The sequence below is a fragment of the Arthrobacter sp. AQ5-05 genome (assembly GCF_003287975.1).
Taxonomy (GTDB): Bacteria; Actinomycetota; Actinomycetes; order Actinomycetales; family Micrococcaceae; genus Paeniglutamicibacter.
Map to the genome: position 1 here is coordinate 68,953 of NZ_QMKQ01000011.1, position 16,768 is coordinate 85,720.

General features: G+C 66.8%; 18 protein-coding genes and 3 tRNA genes. 7 read left to right on the forward strand and 14 right to left on the reverse strand.

The features are described from left to right. Positions 1–29: 29 nt before the first annotated feature. From DQ353_RS11300 to DQ353_RS11320, 5 genes are all read right to left on the reverse strand, one after another. Positions 30–1,145: an ABC transporter permease gene (locus DQ353_RS11300; protein WP_113762855.1), complete on the reverse strand. Its 1,116-nt coding sequence runs from the start codon at positions 1,143–1,145 to the stop codon at positions 30–32. Positions 1,146–1,283: 138 nt separating this feature from the next. Then, positions 1,284–2,099 carry an MBL fold metallo-hydrolase gene (locus tag DQ353_RS11305; RefSeq protein WP_113762856.1) on the reverse strand — a complete coding sequence of 272 codons (816 nt, stop codon included), beginning with the start codon at positions 2,097–2,099 and terminating at the stop codon, positions 1,284–1,286. A gap of 58 nt (positions 2,100–2,157) precedes the next feature. After that, a complete protein-coding gene (mmsB, locus tag DQ353_RS11310) occupies positions 2,158–3,084 on the reverse strand; it encodes a 3-hydroxyisobutyrate dehydrogenase (protein ID WP_113762857.1) in 927 nt (308 codons plus the stop codon). Further along, positions 3,081–4,172 carry an enoyl-CoA hydratase/isomerase family protein gene (locus DQ353_RS11315; RefSeq protein ID WP_113762858.1) on the reverse strand — a complete coding sequence of 364 codons (1,092 nt, stop codon included), beginning with the start codon at positions 4,170–4,172 and terminating at the stop codon, positions 3,081–3,083. The genes mmsB and DQ353_RS11315 overlap by 4 nt, the downstream gene beginning before the upstream one ends. A gap of 4 nt (positions 4,173–4,176) precedes the next feature. Then, positions 4,177–5,676: a CoA-acylating methylmalonate-semialdehyde dehydrogenase gene (locus DQ353_RS11320; protein ID WP_113762859.1), complete on the reverse strand. Its 1,500-nt coding sequence runs from the start codon at positions 5,674–5,676 to the stop codon at positions 4,177–4,179. 178 nt (positions 5,677–5,854) lie between these two features. Here DQ353_RS11320 and DQ353_RS11325 point away from each other — a divergent pair, with 178 nt between their 5' ends. The 4 genes from DQ353_RS11325 (at position 5,855) to DQ353_RS11340 (ending at position 8,974) form a co-directional block, all read left to right on the forward strand. Continuing rightward, the gene (locus DQ353_RS11325; RefSeq protein WP_113762860.1) at positions 5,855–6,658 is read left to right on the forward strand and encodes an exodeoxyribonuclease III; all 804 of its coding nucleotides are present in this window, start codon (positions 5,855–5,857) and stop codon (positions 6,656–6,658) included. A 3-nt stretch (positions 6,659–6,661) separates the two neighbouring features. Continuing rightward, positions 6,662–7,513 carry a DUF8083 family protein gene (locus DQ353_RS11330; RefSeq protein ID WP_113762861.1) on the forward strand — a complete coding sequence of 284 codons (852 nt, stop codon included), beginning with the start codon at positions 6,662–6,664 and terminating at the stop codon, positions 7,511–7,513. A 38-nt stretch (positions 7,514–7,551) separates the two neighbouring features. Continuing rightward, positions 7,552–7,731 (forward strand): hypothetical protein, encoded by a 180-nt coding sequence (locus tag DQ353_RS11335; protein WP_113762862.1) that lies wholly within the window; start codon positions 7,552–7,554, stop codon positions 7,729–7,731. Positions 7,732–7,972: 241 nt separating this feature from the next. Next, positions 7,973–8,974 carry a YdcF family protein gene (locus tag DQ353_RS11340; RefSeq protein WP_113762918.1) on the forward strand — a complete coding sequence of 334 codons (1,002 nt, stop codon included), beginning with the start codon at positions 7,973–7,975 and terminating at the stop codon, positions 8,972–8,974. A gap of 9 nt (positions 8,975–8,983) precedes the next feature. Here the strand turns inward: DQ353_RS11340 and DQ353_RS11345 are convergent, their stop codons facing one another. The 8 genes from DQ353_RS11345 to DQ353_RS11380 form a co-directional block, all read right to left on the reverse strand. Further along, positions 8,984–9,598: a hypothetical protein gene (locus tag DQ353_RS11345; protein ID WP_113762863.1), complete on the reverse strand. Its 615-nt coding sequence runs from the start codon at positions 9,596–9,598 to the stop codon at positions 8,984–8,986. Further along, complete coding sequence (locus DQ353_RS11350; RefSeq protein ID WP_113762864.1) at positions 9,595–10,173, reverse strand: hypothetical protein; 579 nt, start codon at positions 10,171–10,173, stop codon at positions 9,595–9,597. Before DQ353_RS11350 ends, DQ353_RS11345 begins: the two co-directional genes overlap by 4 nt. Continuing rightward, positions 10,170–10,535 carry a hypothetical protein gene (locus DQ353_RS11355; RefSeq protein WP_113762865.1) on the reverse strand — a complete coding sequence of 122 codons (366 nt, stop codon included), beginning with the start codon at positions 10,533–10,535 and terminating at the stop codon, positions 10,170–10,172. Before DQ353_RS11355 ends, DQ353_RS11350 begins: the two co-directional genes overlap by 4 nt. Continuing rightward, positions 10,532–10,723, reverse strand: coding sequence for a hypothetical protein (locus tag DQ353_RS11360; protein WP_113762866.1), 192 nt, complete (start codon positions 10,721–10,723; stop codon positions 10,532–10,534). Before DQ353_RS11360 ends, DQ353_RS11355 begins: the two co-directional genes overlap by 4 nt. Next, on the reverse strand, positions 10,720–11,157 hold the full coding sequence (locus tag DQ353_RS11365; protein WP_113762867.1) for an Asp23/Gls24 family envelope stress response protein: 438 nt from the start codon (positions 11,155–11,157) through the stop codon (positions 10,720–10,722). The genes DQ353_RS11360 and DQ353_RS11365 overlap by 4 nt, the downstream gene beginning before the upstream one ends. 211 nt (positions 11,158–11,368) lie before the next feature. Continuing rightward, positions 11,369–11,444: transfer RNA gene (locus DQ353_RS11370), tRNA-Phe, on the reverse strand. A gap of 56 nt (positions 11,445–11,500) precedes the next feature. Beyond that, positions 11,501–11,574, reverse strand: a tRNA-Asp gene (locus DQ353_RS11375). An 80-nt stretch (positions 11,575–11,654) separates the two neighbouring features. Then, positions 11,655–11,727, reverse strand: a tRNA-Glu gene (locus DQ353_RS11380). A gap of 183 nt (positions 11,728–11,910) precedes the next feature. Between DQ353_RS11380 and DQ353_RS11385 the strand changes: the two genes are divergently transcribed. From DQ353_RS11385 to DQ353_RS11395, 3 genes are all read left to right on the forward strand, one after another. Further along, a complete protein-coding gene (locus tag DQ353_RS11385) occupies positions 11,911–12,282 on the forward strand; it encodes a metallopeptidase family protein (protein ID WP_113762868.1) in 372 nt (123 codons plus the stop codon). Between the two features lie 355 nt (positions 12,283–12,637). Further along, positions 12,638–13,750, forward strand: coding sequence for a C40 family peptidase (locus tag DQ353_RS11390; RefSeq protein WP_113762869.1), 1,113 nt, complete (start codon positions 12,638–12,640; stop codon positions 13,748–13,750). Between the two features lie 281 nt (positions 13,751–14,031). Continuing rightward, the gene (locus tag DQ353_RS11395; RefSeq protein ID WP_113762870.1) at positions 14,032–15,678 is read left to right on the forward strand and encodes a C40 family peptidase; all 1,647 of its coding nucleotides are present in this window, start codon (positions 14,032–14,034) and stop codon (positions 15,676–15,678) included. Positions 15,679–15,760: 82 nt separating this feature from the next. Here the strand turns inward: DQ353_RS11395 and DQ353_RS11400 are convergent, their stop codons facing one another. Continuing rightward, complete coding sequence (locus DQ353_RS11400) at positions 15,761–16,732, reverse strand: universal stress protein (RefSeq protein ID WP_113762871.1); 972 nt, start codon at positions 16,730–16,732, stop codon at positions 15,761–15,763. Between the last annotated feature and the right edge of the window lie 36 nt (positions 16,733–16,768).

Below are 16,768 nucleotides of genomic sequence, written 5' to 3' on the forward strand. Positions count from 1 at the left end.
TTGGTGGGCGGGGGCGGGCCCGCGTGGCGCTAGTTGCCGCCGAGGGCAATGAGCGCGTCGACCTTGGTGACGCGGGAGACGGCGAGCGCCGCCCCGGCCAGGCCGAGCAGCACCACCCCGGCGATGGGCAGCAGCGTGGTCGCGGGGGTCAGCAGGAAGGGTGCGGCCTTGGCGGCGAAGGTGCCGCCGAGGATGCCGATGCCGCCGCCGATCCCGGCTCCGAGCAGCAGCACGATGCTGGCCTGGGTGATTGCGTCCTTCAGCACGTAGCTTCCCGATCCGCCCAGGGCCTTGAGCACCGCGATGTCGCGGGTGCGCTGCACGGTCCAGACCGTGAGGAAGGCCAGGATCACCAGGGCGGAGATGCCGTAGAGGAAGCCCTGCATCATCAACAGCGAGCCGTTCTCGCTCTTGTAGGAGCCCAGCGCCGCGTACGAGCCGGTGCGGGTGGTGCTGGCGGTGGCCGCGGCGGCATTTGCGGCATCCGTGTCCACGGTGGCGCCGTCCTGGTTGGTGACGGCGATGACGGTTCCGACTTGGGTGCCCTGGCCCAGGTGCGCGAGCTTGGCCCATGAATCCAGGTCCGTGTAGAGGACCGAGGTGTGCGAGTACCAGTTGTCGGCGGCGATCCCGCCGACCACCAGGTCCACCCCGGCCATGGAGATGGTGTCGCCGACCTTCAGGGACAGGTCCTTGGCAACCGAGTCGCCAAGGACGACCTTCCCGGCCTCGATGGGCAGCGGCGCCAGTGCGCTGCCGTCCGGGATGCCGAAGACCGCGACGTTGGTGGTGCCGGTGCTGGTCTCGGAACCGGCCGCGGAACCGGTCAGACGGGTCTGGGTGATGCCGAGCGCCTGCGCCGAGGCGACGCCCGGGCGGTTGCCCCAGGCGCGCACCTGGTCGGCAGTGACCTGGCTTTCGGTGAAGGATGCCTTGGGGTCGTTGCCGCTGGCGGCACCGAAGGCGATGGTGTCGACGAGCCGGTTTTCGCTGCCGAGGTTCTTCAGCGCGGAGGTGGATTGGTTGCCCAGACCCGCGGTGAGCCCGGAGAGCATGACCAGCAGCAGCGTGATGAGGGCAACCACCGACCCCATGAGGGCAAAGCGGCCCTTGGCGAAGCGGATGTCGCGGATTGCAAGAAACACGGGTGGGGTTCGCTTTCAGTGGATGGAGCGGGGATCTTGCCGCCGGCAAGCTCCCCCTTCTTATCTCCCATCCTCTGTTTTCCCGTGCCCGTGCACATCGACCATACGGTTGATTGGTGCCGCTTGAGCGGCGCCGTCCTATTCGGGCATTTCCCCGCGCACCCACTCGATGTAGCGATGCAAGGTGCGTTCGACGGTGGCGTGGGCGTTGGACTCCAGCACCCCGAAGGCGCTGTACAGCCGCTCGAATTCCAGCGGCATCACGGTGTCCAGGATCCGCTCGATGGCCCTCGCCGGCAGCGGGATGTTGTTGACATAGCTGCGCATGGCGTTGGCCGATTTCCGGTCCCCGCCCACCGCAATGGTGTCTCCGGTGATCAACACCCCGGCGCCGGACCGGCCGGCCGGCCAGTGGACCACCGAGCTGCCGGCAAAGTGGCCGCCGCATTGGTGCATCATCAGCCCCGGCGACAACTCGATGCTCCCGTCCCACAACCTGATGACCGGATCCGGACGCCTGATCCATTGTTCGTCTGGCTTCGCCACGTAGACCGGGGCATGACCGAAGCGGTGGCTGTACTGGATCGAGGAACCGGTCAGGTGCGGGTGGCTCGAGGCGATGGCCGCGACCCCGCCAAGCTCGTCGATGCGCGTCGCGCCGGACTCGTCGATGAAGCCGGGAGGTTCGAAGAGCAGGTTCCCGCCGGGCGTGTTCACCAACAGCCCGCGTTGCCCGATGCCCAGTCGAGGTGTCGTGGTGACCGCGTGGAGCCCGGGTTCCAGTTCCTTGACCACGAGCCGGTGGCCGGCGGCCTCGAGCTCGTCGCGCGTGGTCCAGGCCTGGCCGGTGGCCGGAACCCATTGGCGTTCGTCCTCGCAGATCGCGCAGCGCTCCGGCGGGAGATCGGTGTCCGGGTGCTCGATGGCGCAGGTCGCACAGGTGAAGATGGTCATCGCGGGTCCCTCCCGTGTCGGTTGCGCTTCGTGGCTGTCCCCGGGCGAACGTGCCCGGCTAGCCTTGCGAGCCGTCCCTGATGTCGGTGATGATGCCGGAGAAGTCGCGCCCCGCCCCGCCCTCGTCGGCGAACTTGCGGTAGATCTGCGCGGCGAGCGGGCCCAGTTGCGCGGCGACCCCCGCGTGCTCCAGCGCGTTCAAGGCCAGGCCCAGGTCCTTGGCCATCAACGCCCCGGCAAACCCGGGAACGTAGTCGCGGTTCGCCGGCGAGGCGGGCACCGGGCCGGGGACCGGGCAGTTGGTGGTCACCGACCAGCATTGGCCCGAGGCCGTGGAAATCACGTCGAAGAGCGCCTGGTGGGTCAGCCCGAGCTTTTCGCCGAGCACGAAGGCCTCCGCCGCGCCGATCATGGAGATGCCCAGCAGCATGTTGTTGCAGATCTTTGCCGCCTGGCCGGCCCCGTGTCCGCCGCAATGCACCAGTTTCCTGCCCATGACCTCCAGCAGCGGGGTGATCTGTTCCAGGTCGGGGGCCTCGGCACCGATCATGAAGGTCAGCGTCCCGGCCTCGGCACCGACCACGCCGCCGGACACCGGGGCGTCGGCGGAGCGGTGCCCGGCGGCCAGCGCGAGCGCCGCGGCCTCGCCCGCCTGGGCCACGTCGATGGTGGAGCAGTCCAGGAACAACGAGTCCGGGCCGGCGACCTCGAGCAACCCGGGTTCCCCGACGCCGCGGTAGGCATCAAGCAGGATGTCGCCGGAGGGGAACATCGTCAGGATGATGGCCGCACCGGTGGCGGCCTCGGCGGCACTGGCGGCGCAGGGCACCCCGGCGGCAACAGCCGCGGCAACGGCCGCGGGGACCACATCGAAGCCCGCGACGTCGAAGCCGGCCTTGATGAGGTTCACCGCCATGGGTTCGCCCATGTGCCCGAGTCCCAGGAATGCAATCTTGCCCGCGGCGGCGGGTGTCTTCTCGCTCATGTTCTTCCTCCGGTCGTTGTCGCCGCGTCGCGAAGGACGCGTGGATTGAGTTTGAGTTCGCGCGTCCCCAGTGAGGCAAAGCTGGCTTCCACCAGCCCCCGGTCCACCTCGGCCAGGGTTGCAGGGTTCCACACCGGGGCGTAGTCCTTGTCGATGACCTGGGCGCGGATGCCCTCGGGGAAATCGCTGGACTCCAGGGCCCGCAGCCCCACCCGGAATTCCTGTTCGAGGGCTTCTTCGAGGGTTGCCAGTGCCCTAGCCCGGCGCAGCGAGGCCAGCGTCAGTTTCAGCGCCGTCGGCGACTTCTTCGCCAGCGTTTGAACCGAAATCCGCGCCTCCTCGTTGCCCTCGCCCGCCAGGACCGCCAATGCGGCGACGATGTCTTCGACCTCGTCGTGCCCGTAGGCTGCATCGAGCCAGGTCCGCCAGGACTCCAGCGCCGAGGCCGGGGCAGGCAGGATGAAGCCGGGCAGCAGGTCATCGACCGGGGTTTCTTCCAGGGCACTGAAGAGTTCCTCCGCACGGTTGAAGTCGATCAGGTTATCGGCCAGCCCCAGGTAGAGCACCTCGGCGGCGCCCAGGTGCTCCCCCGTCAGCGCGGCGTGGGTTCCTGTTTCTCCGGGGGCGCGGGAAAGCAGATAGGTGCCCCCCACGTCGGGGACGAACCCGATGGTGGTTTCCGGCATGCCGCTGCGGGTCCGGCTGGTGACCAGTCGGTGGCTTCCGTGGGCGGAGATTCCCACGCCGCCGCCCAGGACCAGCCCGTCCATGTAGGCGATGTAGGGCTTGGGATAGGAGTTGATGAGGGAGTTGAGCCGGTATTCGGTGGCCCAGAAGCCTTCGGTCCGTGTGCCGCCGGAGGCGATGTCGCGGTGGATCGCCACGATGTCGCCTCCGGCACACAGCCCGCGCTCCCCGGCCCCGCGCACCAGCACCTGGCTCACCGCCGGGTCCTGCGCCCAGGCGGTGAGGGTTTCGAGCATGGCCGTCGCCATGTAAGCGGTCAAGGCGTTCACCGCCCGCGGCCGGTTCAACGTGATCACGCCCAGGGTGCCGCGCACCTCAAAGAGGACTTCGGGGTCGGCCATGGGACTAGCTGCCCTCCGGCATCACGAAGCTGGCACCCTCGCGGATGCCCGAGGGCCAGCGGGTGGTGACGGTCTTGGTCTTGGTGCAGAAGCGGAAGCCGTCGGCCCCGTGCTCGCTCAGGTCCCCGAATCCGGAGGCCTTCCAGCCGCCGAAGGTGTAGTAGGCGATCGGCACCGGGATCGGCACGTTGACACCGACCATGCCGACCTGCACGCGCGAGGAGAAGTTCCGCGCGGTGTCCCCGTCCCGGGTGAAGATGGACACCCCGTTGCCGTACTGGTGCTCCGAGGGCAGCCGCAGCGCCTCCTCGTAGTCCTTGGCGCGCACCACGCAGAGCACCGGCCCGAAGATCTCCTCCCGGTAGATCCGCATGTCCTCGGTGACGTTGTCAAAGAGCGTGGGGCCGACCCAGAAGCCGTCCTCGTGCCCGGCCACGTTCAGCCCGCGGCCGTCGACCAGCAGCGAGGCACCCTCGTCCACGCCGACCTGGATGTAGTTTTCGATGCGTTCCTTGGCGCTTTGGGCCACGACCGGGCCGAAGTCGGAGCCTTCGTCCATGCCGTCGCCGACCTTCAGCTTCCCGATGCGTTCGACCAGCTTGGAGACCAGGGCATCTGCCGTGGCCTCGCCGACCGGAATGGCCACGGAGATGGCCATGCAGCGTTCGCCGGCCGATCCGTAGCCCGCGCCCATGAGGGCATCGGCAACCATTTCCAGGTCCGCATCCGGCATGATCACCAGGTGGTTCTTGGCCCCGCCGAAGCACTGGGCGCGCTTGCCGTGCGCGGCGGCGGAGGCATAGATGCCCTGGGCGATCGGCGTGGATCCGGTGAACCCGATGGCCTTTACGCGCGGATCCTCGAGCAGCGTGTCCACCGCTTCCTTGTCGCCGTTGACGACGTTGAACACCCCGTCGGGCAGGCCGGCCTCGGTGAAGAGCTCGGCCAGGCGCAGCGGCACGGAGGGGTCTCGCTCGGAGGGCTTGAGGATGTAGGAGTTGCCCGAGGCCAGGGCCGGTCCGGCCTTCCACAGCGGGATCATGGCCGGGAAGTTGAACGGGGTGATTCCGGCGATCACGCCCAGGGGCTGGCGCATCGAGTGCACGTCGATGCCGGACCCGGCACTGTCGGAGAATTCGCCCTTGAGCAGGGACGGGGCCGCGGCGCAGAACTCGATGACCTCGAGACCGCGCTGGATGTCACCCTTGGAATCGGGGAAGGTCTTGCCGTGCTCGCTGGTCAGCAGCGCCGCCAGCTCGTCCATGTTCGCGTAGACGAGCTCGACGAACTTGTTCAGGATGCGGGCCCGGCGCTGCGGGTTCATCTGCCCCCATTCGACCTGGGCCGCCTCGGCCACGGCGATCGCGGCGCGGACCTCGTCGGCCGAGGCCAGCGGAAGCTTCGATTGCACGGCCCCGGTGGAGGGGTTGTACACGTCGGAGAAACGCCCGGAGGTTCCGGCGACGCGGGTGCCGCCCACGTAGTGGGTCAGTTCACGAGTCATGTGATTGATGCTCCTTCGGCAAGAATATGCGAAAACGCGGCAGCGGCCTGTGATGCGCACCACGTCCTGTACCCAAAAATATACTCGGACTTCCTACTAAATTGCTAGGGTTGGGGCGCCCCGCCGAATACTGGTTCCCAAACCGGACCGCGTGCACCGAAGTTGATAGGTTGGAAGGGTGAAGATTGCTACTTGGAATGTGAACTCCCTCCGTGCCCGTGCCGACCGCGTCGAGGACTGGCTGCGCCGCTCCGACGTTGATGTCCTGGCCATCCAGGAAACCAAGTGCAAGGACGAGAACTTCCCCTGGGAACTGTTCGAGAACAACGACTACGAGGTGGCCCATTTCGGCTTCAGCCAGTGGAACGGCGTGGCCATCGCCTCCCGCGTGGGCCTGGACGACGTCGAGCGGACCTTCGCGGACCAGCCTGCCTTCGGCAAGAGCGGGGTCGATCCGGTGCAGGAGGCCCGCGCGATCGGCGCGACCTGCGGCGGGGTGCGCGTCTGGAGCCTGTATGTGCCCAACGGCCGCGCGCTGGAAGACGAACACATGCCCTACAAGCTCTCCTGGCTCGACACGCTGAACAAGCAGGCGGCGGGCTGGCTCGAGCAGAACCCCGAGGCACAGGTCGCCTTGATGGGAGATTTCAACATCGCCCCGCGCGACGAGGACGTCTGGGACATCGACTTCTTCCGCGAGAACAACCTCACCCACGTCTCGGCCCCGGAGCGAGCCGCCTTCGAGGCCTTCGAGCAGACCGGATTCATCGACGTGGTCCGCCCGCGCACCGACACCCCCAAGACCTACACCTACTGGGACTACACCCAGCTGCGCTTCCCGAAGAACGAGGGCATGCGCATCGACTTCACCCTGGCCTCCCCCGCACTGGCCGCACGCGTCGTCGGCGCGCAGATCGACCGTGAGGAACGCAAGGGCAAGGGTGCCTCGGACCACGTCCCGGTGATCGTGGAGCTGGACTAGGCCATGGCGCAGGCAAGCGGTGCCAGTCGGCGGGCTCTCCCGCCGACCTCCTACCTGCGCGTCTTCGAGCCCCTGCGCGCCTTTTCGGATGCCGACCAGCGCCTGGCCGTGGCCACCGGTCGGGTGAACCGCGAGGCGCTGGAGGATGACAGCGCGGCCGCGGCGCTGGCGCGGCTGACCCGCCCGGCCTCCGACCCGTTCCCGCACCACCACACCGAGATCTTCCGCAGGCTCGTCACCACCTCCTGGGACGGTGCCGTCAACACCCTGTACTGCCCGGACCAGCTGGCCACGCGCACCATCCTGGCCTCGGAACAGCTCGACGGGTCGATGCGCCCGCAGCTGCTTGAACTGCTGGTTCCCAGCGCCGCACGGGCGGCCAATGCCGCGCGCGTGGACCGGCAGCGCTTCACCGACGACCTGGCCCACCTGCACACCCGCACCGCGACCTGGGGCATCCCCTTTGGCTGGCTGATCCTGGTGCACGAGGACGACGAGGTGGACATCGTCGAGGACGGGGAGGAACTGCTCTCCAGCCGGATCTACACCCCGCTTAACCAGGCCCTGGACCGCGTCCGCTATGCCGCGGCCACGCTGGCCATCCACGCACCGGAGATGGACCTGCTCGACGAGCTCGCGGCCTTGAGCGAATGGCTGCAGCTCTTTGACAAGGAGTCGGTGGTCGAACTCGACTACGGGCGCATCGCCACCCTGGTGTGGCCCGATGATTCCCCGCACGACCTGCGCCTGGGCATCGAGTCGCTGGCCGAATCGGACATGACCGGGGCCGCGGCGTCCTACCGCAGGCTCTCAAACCGCTGGCTGGCGGTCCGCCAGCTTGCCCGGGCCAACTAACCACCCCGGAGACCGCCCGCGCCCGCCACGCTTGGGGCATGCTGGCTGCCGAAGGGCCCTGGGCCACCGCGGAACGTGCCCTGGCGCAGGTGCCGGCGGACGTACCGGCCGCCCTGGCCGGAGGGGACCTGGAGGCGGCACGCAGCATGACGACGCTGCCGCTGGGCGACTACCTCGGCGCCGAGGGGTGCCGCGGCGCGTGGCGCAGATCGCCATGAACCCGGGTGATGCCGCATGGGCGACCCGGCTGGCCACGGTCCTGGGCTCGGGGATCATCGTTGGCCGGGCAGGATCCCACGGCCCCGAACGAAGCTGGAATGGTCGAGGTCGGCTGTGCGATTGATCCGGACCGGCGCCGCCGGGGGCATACCCGCGCCGCCCTGGGATCCTGCTGGAGGTCGCTGCCGGCCCCGGAGCGTGGGGGCCCGGGTGCCCCTTCCCGGTTGATAGTCTCAAGTGGTGACGTTGATCCCGGCCCTGCTGCTCTTTGCCCTGTACCTCTACCTGCGCCGCAAGGACCGCCGGATGCTGCGCAACGGGGTGGTCCTGGTGGCCGCCTGCTATCTGCTGCTGCTCGAGGTGGGAAACCTGGTTTCACGCTGGGTTCCGGGGGCGTCCTACGTCTTCTTGGCCCTGCTGGCCCTGGCCCCGCTGGCAGTGCTGGCGCTGGCCGCCGCGCTGATCCACAACGGCGTGGTGATGAACAGGAACGAGGGCAGGCGCTTGGGCAACATGGTCTCCCTACTGCTGGGCCTGCTGCTGGTTGCCTTGCCGATCATGGCCGTGGCGCTGGTGCTCACGCTCAACACCCTGGCTATCGGGCTGGCGGCGCTGCTCTTTTTCCTGTGCAGCTACTTCGGCGTGGTGTTCGTGGTGTTCCTGGCATACGCCATCGCCTACGGACGTATGCCGTTCGAAGAGTCTCCGCAGGGAATCGTGGTGCTGGGCTCCCGCCTGGTCGACAGCAAGGTTCCCCCGCTGCTGCGCAGCCGCCTGGACAGGGCCCTGCAGATCTACCGCGACACCTCGCCGAGGCCGCTGCTGATTCCATCCGGCGGGCAAGGCCACGATGAGCCGTGGCCCGAGGGCACGGCCATGGGCGAGTACCTGTTGGCCGCCGGCGCGGCCCAGGGGGATGTCCTGGTGGAGGACAAGGCCGTGAACACCGAGGAGAACCTGCTGCTCTCGGCCGGCTTGTTTGCCGAGTCGGGGCGCAGCGGCCCGCTGCTGGTGGTGACCAACAACTACCACGTGCTGCGGGCGGCGCTGCTGGCCCGCAAGCTGCGGATCGATGCCGAGGTGGTGGGCGCCCCCACCGCCAGGTACTACCTGCCCAGTGCCTTCCTGCGCGAATACGTGGCGGTGCTTGTCGAGCACAAATGGCTGCACGTGCTGCTGTGCCTGCCCTTCATGGGATTCACCGCAGTGCTGGTCATGGCGGTCATCGCCAACCAGCGCTGACGCCACCGGTCACAGGACGCGTTCGGTCCTTGCAAAGCGGGAGCGCGTGCCCACCACCAGGTAGATGAGCACGGGTCCTCCAACTCCCAGGGCGTCCTGGGCGAGCCGCGCGGCCCGGGCGACATCCCTGCCCAACGCACCCGGGGCGGTTCCCTTGCGGGGCTGGACCTTGATGCGCAGTCCGGCCTCGGGGGCCAGCTCCCACACGCTGACATTGATCGAGACCATGTCGCTGCGCCGGCCCAGGAAGTGGCGCAGCGCCTGCTCCACGGTACTTTGGGAGATTTCCACCCGGCCGGGCATGGCCCCGTCGGGAATGAAAGTGGAGACGTAGTCGCCACCGCGGCCCTTGCCCTGGACGGTGATCCACCACAGCATCAACAAGATGCCGCAAATCAGCAAGGCGGCCACCGCGATCCACAACCAGGAGTCCTTTTGCCCCGGCAACGTGGTCTCGGCCAGCATCGCGTCGAACCACGCGCCGAGGTCCGAGGCCACGTTCCGCCATCCGCGGGCGTAGCCCTCGGAGCTCGCGACCAGCAGTGCATTCAGGCCACCGGCCAACAACATCAGGCCCAACAGGGAAATGACAATCCGGTTGAGCAGTCTGGGGGTCTGGTTCATTGTCCAACCACCCCGCGCTCGGCGACCCGCAGGTAGACCCGCGGAGCCGGCTCCACCAGGTTCAGCCGCAACTCGTCTTCCAAGCCGGCAACGACCGCGGCCGGGTTGACCGGGGTGCCCGAAGTCGGGCTGAGCTGCACCTCGACGCGTTCGCCGTTCACCGTGACCAGCACCTGTCCCGGTCCGACGCCGGCTTCCGCCCTTGCCCGGCGGGCCAGCGAGGCGGCGAGCACCTGGTCGTCGACGATCAGGATTGCGTCCTCGCAGGCCAGGGAGTGCCGTGCGCGCCTTCCGCGGCGCAGCCCGTGCACCAGGAGCAGCAGGCCGAACAGTGCTGACGCCAGGCCGATGGCCCCCAGCACGGCCGGCTCCAGGTTCCCGGGCAGGGTGGAGGCCCAGAGCCACCAGGTTTCCGGGGTGGCCACCAGGGGTTCCTGGCCAAGGGCCTTGAGCGCGGCTTCGAAGAGGGCATAGAGGCACACCAGGATGACCAGGGCGGCCGCGGTGATTGCGGCCGGGGAGCGGCCGCTGGTCAATTCGCGTTCACGGATTTCCCCGAGCTGTTCCTCTTTCAACGCCTCACCACCGCGGCCGGGTCAATGATTCCGGTGACCCGCACATCCACCCGGCTGACCAGGGAGCCGGTGAGGGCGGTGAACTGTTCGCCAATGCCCGCACGTTTCTCGCACACCCTCTCAAGCACCGTGCCGCGGGCCGTGCCATCGGCATCCGTGAGCGGCACCGGCAGTTGAATGAAAAGGGCCAGGTATCCGGCATCATCGCGCAGGAACGCCCTCACCAGGGAGGGATCGACCCCAAATATCTCAGCCGCCACCGCACGCGCCGTACCGGCCAGGGCCTGGGCGCTGACCCGGGTGTAGCCCGCGCGCGCCGGAACCCCGGGATCGCGCAGCGTGGCAAGGGGTGGCTGGCTCATGACGAGGATCGTCGCCCGGTTAGTGCGTCCCGGATCGCCCGAAGGTCGATCCTTCCGCCTGCGACGCGGGCAACCAAGGCGCCGATCGCCATGAACAGGGCCATGAGCAGGAACCCGCCCAGGCCGTGGGCCAATGCCGCCCAAGCCAGGACGGCTCCCAGGAGCGCACCAGTCAGTGTGGGTTTCACGCTTGTCCCTCCACCGTCGCATCGCGACGTTTCTCGGATCCCGCAACGGAGACGGGAATGTGGACGTCGCCGATTTCGATGTTGACCTCAATGACCTCGAAGTCGGTGAGCTCCTGGACGGCGTTGAATACCGCTTCGCGCACCGCGGCGGCCAGGTCGTGGAGGCGAAAGCCGTAGGTCGCGGTGATCACCAGGTCGATGGCGGCTTGCCGGGTCCCCACTTGGACGCTGACACCGTGGGCCGGCTCCTGGGCTGATCCCACAGCGCCGCGCAGGGCGCCGAGTGCACGCGAGGTGCCCAATCCCATGGAATGCACTCCCGGAATTGCGCGTGCCGCCGCCGCCGCGACCTTTGCGACGGCAAGGTCGGTGATTCTTGTGGTGCCGCTGGCTTCCGTTGCGGGCAGGTTGTGCACCGTCAATTCATGATCCACGGTTCCGGTCCTCTCTACGCTCGCCACACGGTACTCGGCGTACGTCCCCAGCCTACAACTGAATGTGATGCATATCGCAAGGGTTGTCAGGTGGGCGGGGACTTCGCCACCATGGGGGCCCGCCCGGGCCGTCGCGCGGGCCGCGATTTCTTGTTTGTCGCTTAGGCCCTTGTTAAAGCAAAAACCCCCTTGTTTCCAAGAGGGCTTTAGATGGTGGCTCCGACCGGCGTCGATCCGGTGACCTTTCGATTTTCAGTCGAACGCTCTACCAACTGAGCTACAGAGCCTGGCATCATCAGGCAAGATGATCACCGAGATCTTCCAGCGAACCAGAAAACCAAAGCGACCCTGACGGGACTTGAACCCGCGACCTCCGCCGTGACAGGGCGGCGCGCTAACCAACTGCGCTACAGGGCCTTACTCGCGAAGTCTCCCTCGCTCACAAGACAAGAACTCTACCAGAGCTTTTCGCTCGTGCAAAATCCGCATTTCGTGCGTACCCCCAACGGGATTCGAACCCGTGCCGCTGCCGTGAAAGGGCAGTGTCCTAGGCCGCTAGACGATGGGGGCCAGGAACCTCTACCGCGAATTTCTCCGCAGCAGTGGACTCCAACAACTATAGAGGTAAATTTCCCACCACGCAAAACGAGCCGATCAAGACCACAAAATGCGACCCTCGTCACCCTGATTCCCGCACCTCACCTCACCAAACCACGTCCCGCAGCGGGATCTGCGCTCGGTAGAGTGCAACACATGGGGTACGAAATGACCGACGATGAATTTGAGCTAGTGGCCGAGCGCGCCCTGGATGAAATCCCGGAGGCCCTGCTTTCGATGATGGAAAACGTCGCCATCTTCATCGAGGACGCGTACCGGCCGTTGCCGGGCGAGGACCCGGGCGCCAAATTACTTGGCCTCTACGAGGGGACGGCACTGACCGAGCGCGACTCGGGGTGGGGCGCCGGGGCCATGCCCGACCGCATCACGATCTTCAAGGATGCAATCCTTGAAATATGCTCCTCGGAAAAGCAGGTGATCGAAGAGGTTGGCATCACGATCGTTCACGAAATCGCCCACCACTTCGGCATCGACGACGATCGGCTGCACGAGCTCGGGTGGGGCTGACAGGCTGTTTCGCTCGAAAAATTTCCTGTGGCTTTCCCCGGCCGCGGCCCACTGGCGCATCGCCCCCGGCCAGCCCGGCGTTTCGACAATCCAAAATATAACGAAGTGGTCTCGGAAATCGTCCAAAATCACCGTTTTTCGCGAACCCGGGCTCGACAAGCCCCAAAAGCTCCTGCATTATCGTTATGCATTCGTTGCATAAGCCACCCCAGCACACTCCTACCTTCATCTTGGGGATGCAGTACAGCCCGTGACCATTTTCGCTAAATGACCCCGGCAGGCCCATCCTGCCTCGGGTTGCCCGGCCACGAATCAACCACCTGGTTGGACTGCAAGGCAGTTAGGAACCCCCCTCATGTCCATCTTCAAGAGCGTGGTCGTCGTGACCAGCGCAGCACTCATTGCCTCGGGCGCATTGACCGCCAGCAGTGCACCGGCACCCGCTGCCGGCAGCACCACACAGCACCTCCCTGCTGCCTCCGGACAGCTCAATCCGGGCCCGCTGGCCGCCATCACCAGGTCCCTGGCAGCCGCCCAGCTCTCCCCTGCGAAAACCGCAGCGGCCCTTGAGCAGCAGCTGGCCTCCGTCCGCACGGCTCTCCAAGACGCCGAGGCGGCGGCGCTTGAGGCCACGGAGAACGCCGTGGCCGCGGAAGAGGCCGCCACGCAGGACCGGACCACGGCGGCTTCCCTGGCCGGAACCTCCCTGGCGACCCTGGGCCGGAGCCAAGCCCAGGTCCAGCAGCTGGAGTCCGCACGGCTCGCCCGCACAGCCCAGGGGCTCTTCGACCAAGCCGAGCTGAGGCTTAACGCCAAGCAGGAGGAACTTGTCGAGGTGTCCGCGTCGCTGCACAAGACCTCGGTTGCCCGGGAAAATGCACGGCTGGCCAAGCTGTCCGAGTCCCGCGAGGACGCCGAGCTCATGGCCGCACTGGAGGACATCGAATCGAATGTCGCCGATCCCGTGAACGATCCGGCGGTGGATCCCGAGACCCTCGAAAACGCCCAGGCAGCCATCGGCGCGCTTGGCACCGCGTCGGTGGCCACCGCCGCCATCCAGGTTCCCACCAAGAAGCTGACGCGGACGGCCCGGATCAAGAAGTCCATCAAGTGGGCCAAGAAGGTCGCCAAGAACAACAAGTACAAGTACCGGTACGGCGCCACCGGCCCGCGGTACTTCGATTGCTCCGGCTACGTGGGCAAGGCATTCGCCAACGGTGGAAAGAAGCTCAAGCGCACATCCAGCGCCCAATACAAGGCGGCACCCAAGAAGGTGAAGCTCTCGAAGCTGAAGAAGGGTGACCTGGTTTTCTGGTCGTCCAACCGCGGCCGATCTTTCTACCACGTGGCCATGTATGTGGGAAAGGGCAAGATCGCCCATGCCCGAAACCCCAAGGCCGGCATTTCCGTAACCAAGCTGAATTATGCGGGCATGCGCAATATCTACAAGTACGCGGGCCGCTACTGATCGAACCCGCTTGGCGGCGCCCGGCGACACCCCGCACTGACCTTGGACGACACGGCTTCGGTGCGGGGCGTCATTCCGGAATCGCCTGCATATTAAGGACGAATTAAGGAATAATTACACCGTTGTAATTGAAGTTATTGATGTGACTGCTGTTGCCAGTGTGAATAGGTATCCCATAGGGTGCTATAGGAAGCAGCGATCAGGCCGCACCGTCCAGGCCGTATTTCTCGCATTGGTTGCGAGACTTGCAAACCGATCGCCGCGGTAAGGATCAACACGGCATGGCAATCAGGGAAACACTGGGCGTCGCCGCCTGCTCAATTGCATTGGCAGCCACGTGCTTTACGGGCGGACTCCCCGCCGCAGCGGCAACGCTGAACGCACCAAGCACCATCGGCATCGCGGCACAGCCCAACACCTTGGGCACCGCCATGCCCACCCAAACCCAGCTGGAAGCAGCCAAGTCGGATCCCGAGGCGCTCGGCGCCCTGGTCGATCGACTTGAATCCGAAATCGAATCCGGCCGCCAACGCATCATCACCGCCGAGGCAGCCGCATTGGACGCCCAAGACATCTTGTTGGATGCCGACCAGCTCCTTGCCGAACGCACCCAGTCCGCCGAGGAAGCCAAGGCCGAGGCCGAGAAGGCCACCGAGTTCCTGCTTTCGAGCAAGAAAGATGTCGGGGCACTGGCCTCGGACCTGTACCGCAACGGCGGCGTCAACCCCGGCGTGGTGACCCTGTTGGAGGACACCAAGGACAACGACGTCCTGTACAAGGCCTCCACCATGGACGCCCTGAGCGCAAACCGCACCATGACGGTGAACAATGCCGAGGACGCGGCAGCGCTGTGGACGGCGTGGCAGGACTACGCCGCAGCGGCCGCGGAAGCCGCCGACGAGGCCACGGCGGCCCAGCGCACCGCAGCCGCCGAGGCCACGACCACTCTTTCCAGCTACCAGGACTCCGTTGCTCCGCAGGAACAGCTCCGCGAGCAGCTCATTGGGCAGCTGGCCTTCCTGCACGAGGTCGACGCCGCCAAGGAGGCCGAGCGCATTGCCGCCAAGGAAGCGGCAGCCGAAGCCAAGAGGCTCCAGGAACTGATCGACAACGCGCCACAGGCCAAGCCGCTGGAGATCAGGCAAAGCAAGGCTCCGGAGATCAAGCCGCTGGCCGCCCCGCCAAAGGTCCCCACCGAGCGCCCGCACGGCCAAACACTGGTCCCCAAGTCTTCGGCACCCAAGGCGCCCCAGCTGACGGTTGCGGTTCCTCCCAAGGACCCCGAAGCAGCCCCCGCCCCGAAGCCCGAGGTGACGCAGGCGCCAAAGCCGGCTCCCACGCCCGAGGCTCCCAGGGAAACGGCCAAGCCCAAGCCCCAGGCGACGCAGGCCCCGAAGCCGACACCCAGGCCCGAGGCACCCAAGGAGACGGCCAAGCCGAAGCCCAAGCCGAGCGCTACGCCGAAGCCCCCGACAATCGCTCCGCAGGCCCCGAAGGAATCGGTCAAGCCAAAGCCCGAACCCGAACCCGAGACTTCGGCACCGCAATCGTCGCGCAACTACAACGCCGCCTTTGCTTGGGGCCGCATGATCGCCAATGACGAATCCAAGCAGTACAGGTACGGCGCCAACGGCCCGGACTTCTACGACTGCTCGTCATTCACCCAGGCGGCCTATTCCAAGTCGGGCATCAGCCTGCCCCGGAGTTCCTCCCAGCAATACGCCGCGGCCCCGACCAAGGTCCCGCTCAGCCAGCTGCGCCGGGGTGACCTGGTGTTCTCCTCATCCAACGGCGGCAGTTCGTTCTACCACGTAGCCATCTACCTGGGCGGCGGACAGGTCCTACATGCACGCAACCCCAACAGCGGCATCTCCGTGACCCCGCTGAGCTGGGTCAACAACCTGCATCCCTACGCGGGACGCTACTAGGCACGTAGCAAACCAGGCCGCCATGAGTGAGGGCGCTGCAACCATTGGTTGCAGCGCCCTCACTGGTTGGACGGGAAACGGCCTACAGGCCGTTGGCCCTGTCCTCGAACTCCTGGCGGGAGGCCAGACGCGGGTCGTCCCCGTCGGGAACCACCATCACCGGACCCTTGGAGTGGTGCAGCACGCCCTGGCTGGTCGATCCCAGGAGCATCCCCGCAAAGCCGCCGCGGCCGCGGGAGCCGGTCACCAGCAGCCGGGCGGTCTGGGATTCGCGGATCAGTATTTCCACCGGGGCCCCGTCGATCACGTCGGTCTCGATCTCCAGGCCCGGGAACAGGCTCTGCAGCCAGGCCTTGCCGATGCCCATCTGGTGGCGCACGTCGGCGGTGACAGCTTCCTGGTCGACGGTTGCCGGCATCCAGGCCAGCGCACCGCTGATCGGGGGCAGGGCACAGACCACGCGCAGCGTCAGTCCGCGGGTGGCGGCCAATTCGGCGGCCACCAGCACGGCCAGGCGGGCCCGGTCCGATCCGTCCACGCCGACAACGATGCGGTCCTGGACCTGGACGTCGTTCTCATCGCGCTTGGCAACGCACAGCGGCACCACCACGGTCGGGCATTTGGCGTGGGCCGGAAGTGCGCTGGAAACCGATCCGAGCAGCCTTCCGACAAATCCGCCGCGGCCCCGGGTGCCGACGACGATCAGTTCGGCCTGCCGGCTCAAGTCCAACAGCACCCCGGCCGGATCGCCGGACTCGATGTAGGTGCGAACCGTGATGTCGGTATCGGTGATCGTGGCACGCGCCTGGCGCACGACTTCCTCGGCGCCGTTGCGGATCAGCTGGTCGTCCAGCGTGGCATAGCCGGCGTCCATGGAGGAGGCGGCGAAGACCGGGATCGTGTAGGCCGTCACGATGTTCAGTATGCTTCCGCGCCGCTTGGCTTCCTGTTCAGCCCATTTCAGGGCGCAGAGGCCCTGGTCCGAACCGTCGACACCCACAACGATTCCCTCGATGACCTCGGCGTCGCCCTCGGGCCTGTTGTTTTCGCTCATCGCCTTCACTCCTACGCGTCACGGTCTGGGTCCTAG

Coding starts and splice junctions, on each gene's coding strand:
- DQ353_RS11305 (WP_113762856.1), bottom strand. CDS start 2,099: ATGACCATCTTCACCTGTGCGACCTGCGCCATCGAGCACCCGGACACC.
- mmsB (WP_113762857.1), bottom strand. CDS start 3,084: ATGAGCGAGAAGACACCCGCCGCCGCGGGCAAGATTGCATTCCTGGGA.
- DQ353_RS11315 (WP_113762858.1), bottom strand. CDS start 4,172: ATGGCCGACCCCGAAGTCCTCTTTGAGGTGCGCGGCACCCTGGGCGTG.
- DQ353_RS11320 (WP_113762859.1), bottom strand. CDS start 5,676: ATGACTCGTGAACTGACCCACTACGTGGGCGGCACCCGCGTCGCCGGA.
- DQ353_RS11330 (WP_113762861.1), top strand. CDS start 6,662: ATGGCGCAGGCAAGCGGTGCCAGTCGGCGGGCTCTCCCGCCGACCTCC.
- DQ353_RS11335 (WP_113762862.1), top strand. CDS start 7,552: ATGCTGGCTGCCGAAGGGCCCTGGGCCACCGCGGAACGTGCCCTGGCG.
- DQ353_RS11345 (WP_113762863.1), bottom strand. CDS start 9,598: ATGAACCAGACCCCCAGACTGCTCAACCGGATTGTCATTTCCCTGTTG.
- DQ353_RS11355 (WP_113762865.1), bottom strand. CDS start 10,535: ATGAGCCAGCCACCCCTTGCCACGCTGCGCGATCCCGGGGTTCCGGCG.
- DQ353_RS11385 (WP_113762868.1), top strand. CDS start 11,911: ATGGGGTACGAAATGACCGACGATGAATTTGAGCTAGTGGCCGAGCGC.
- DQ353_RS11390 (WP_113762869.1), top strand. CDS start 12,638: ATGTCCATCTTCAAGAGCGTGGTCGTCGTGACCAGCGCAGCACTCATT.
- DQ353_RS11395 (WP_113762870.1), top strand. CDS start 14,032: ATGGCAATCAGGGAAACACTGGGCGTCGCCGCCTGCTCAATTGCATTG.
- DQ353_RS11400 (WP_113762871.1), bottom strand. CDS start 16,732: ATGAGCGAAAACAACAGGCCCGAGGGCGACGCCGAGGTCATCGAGGGA.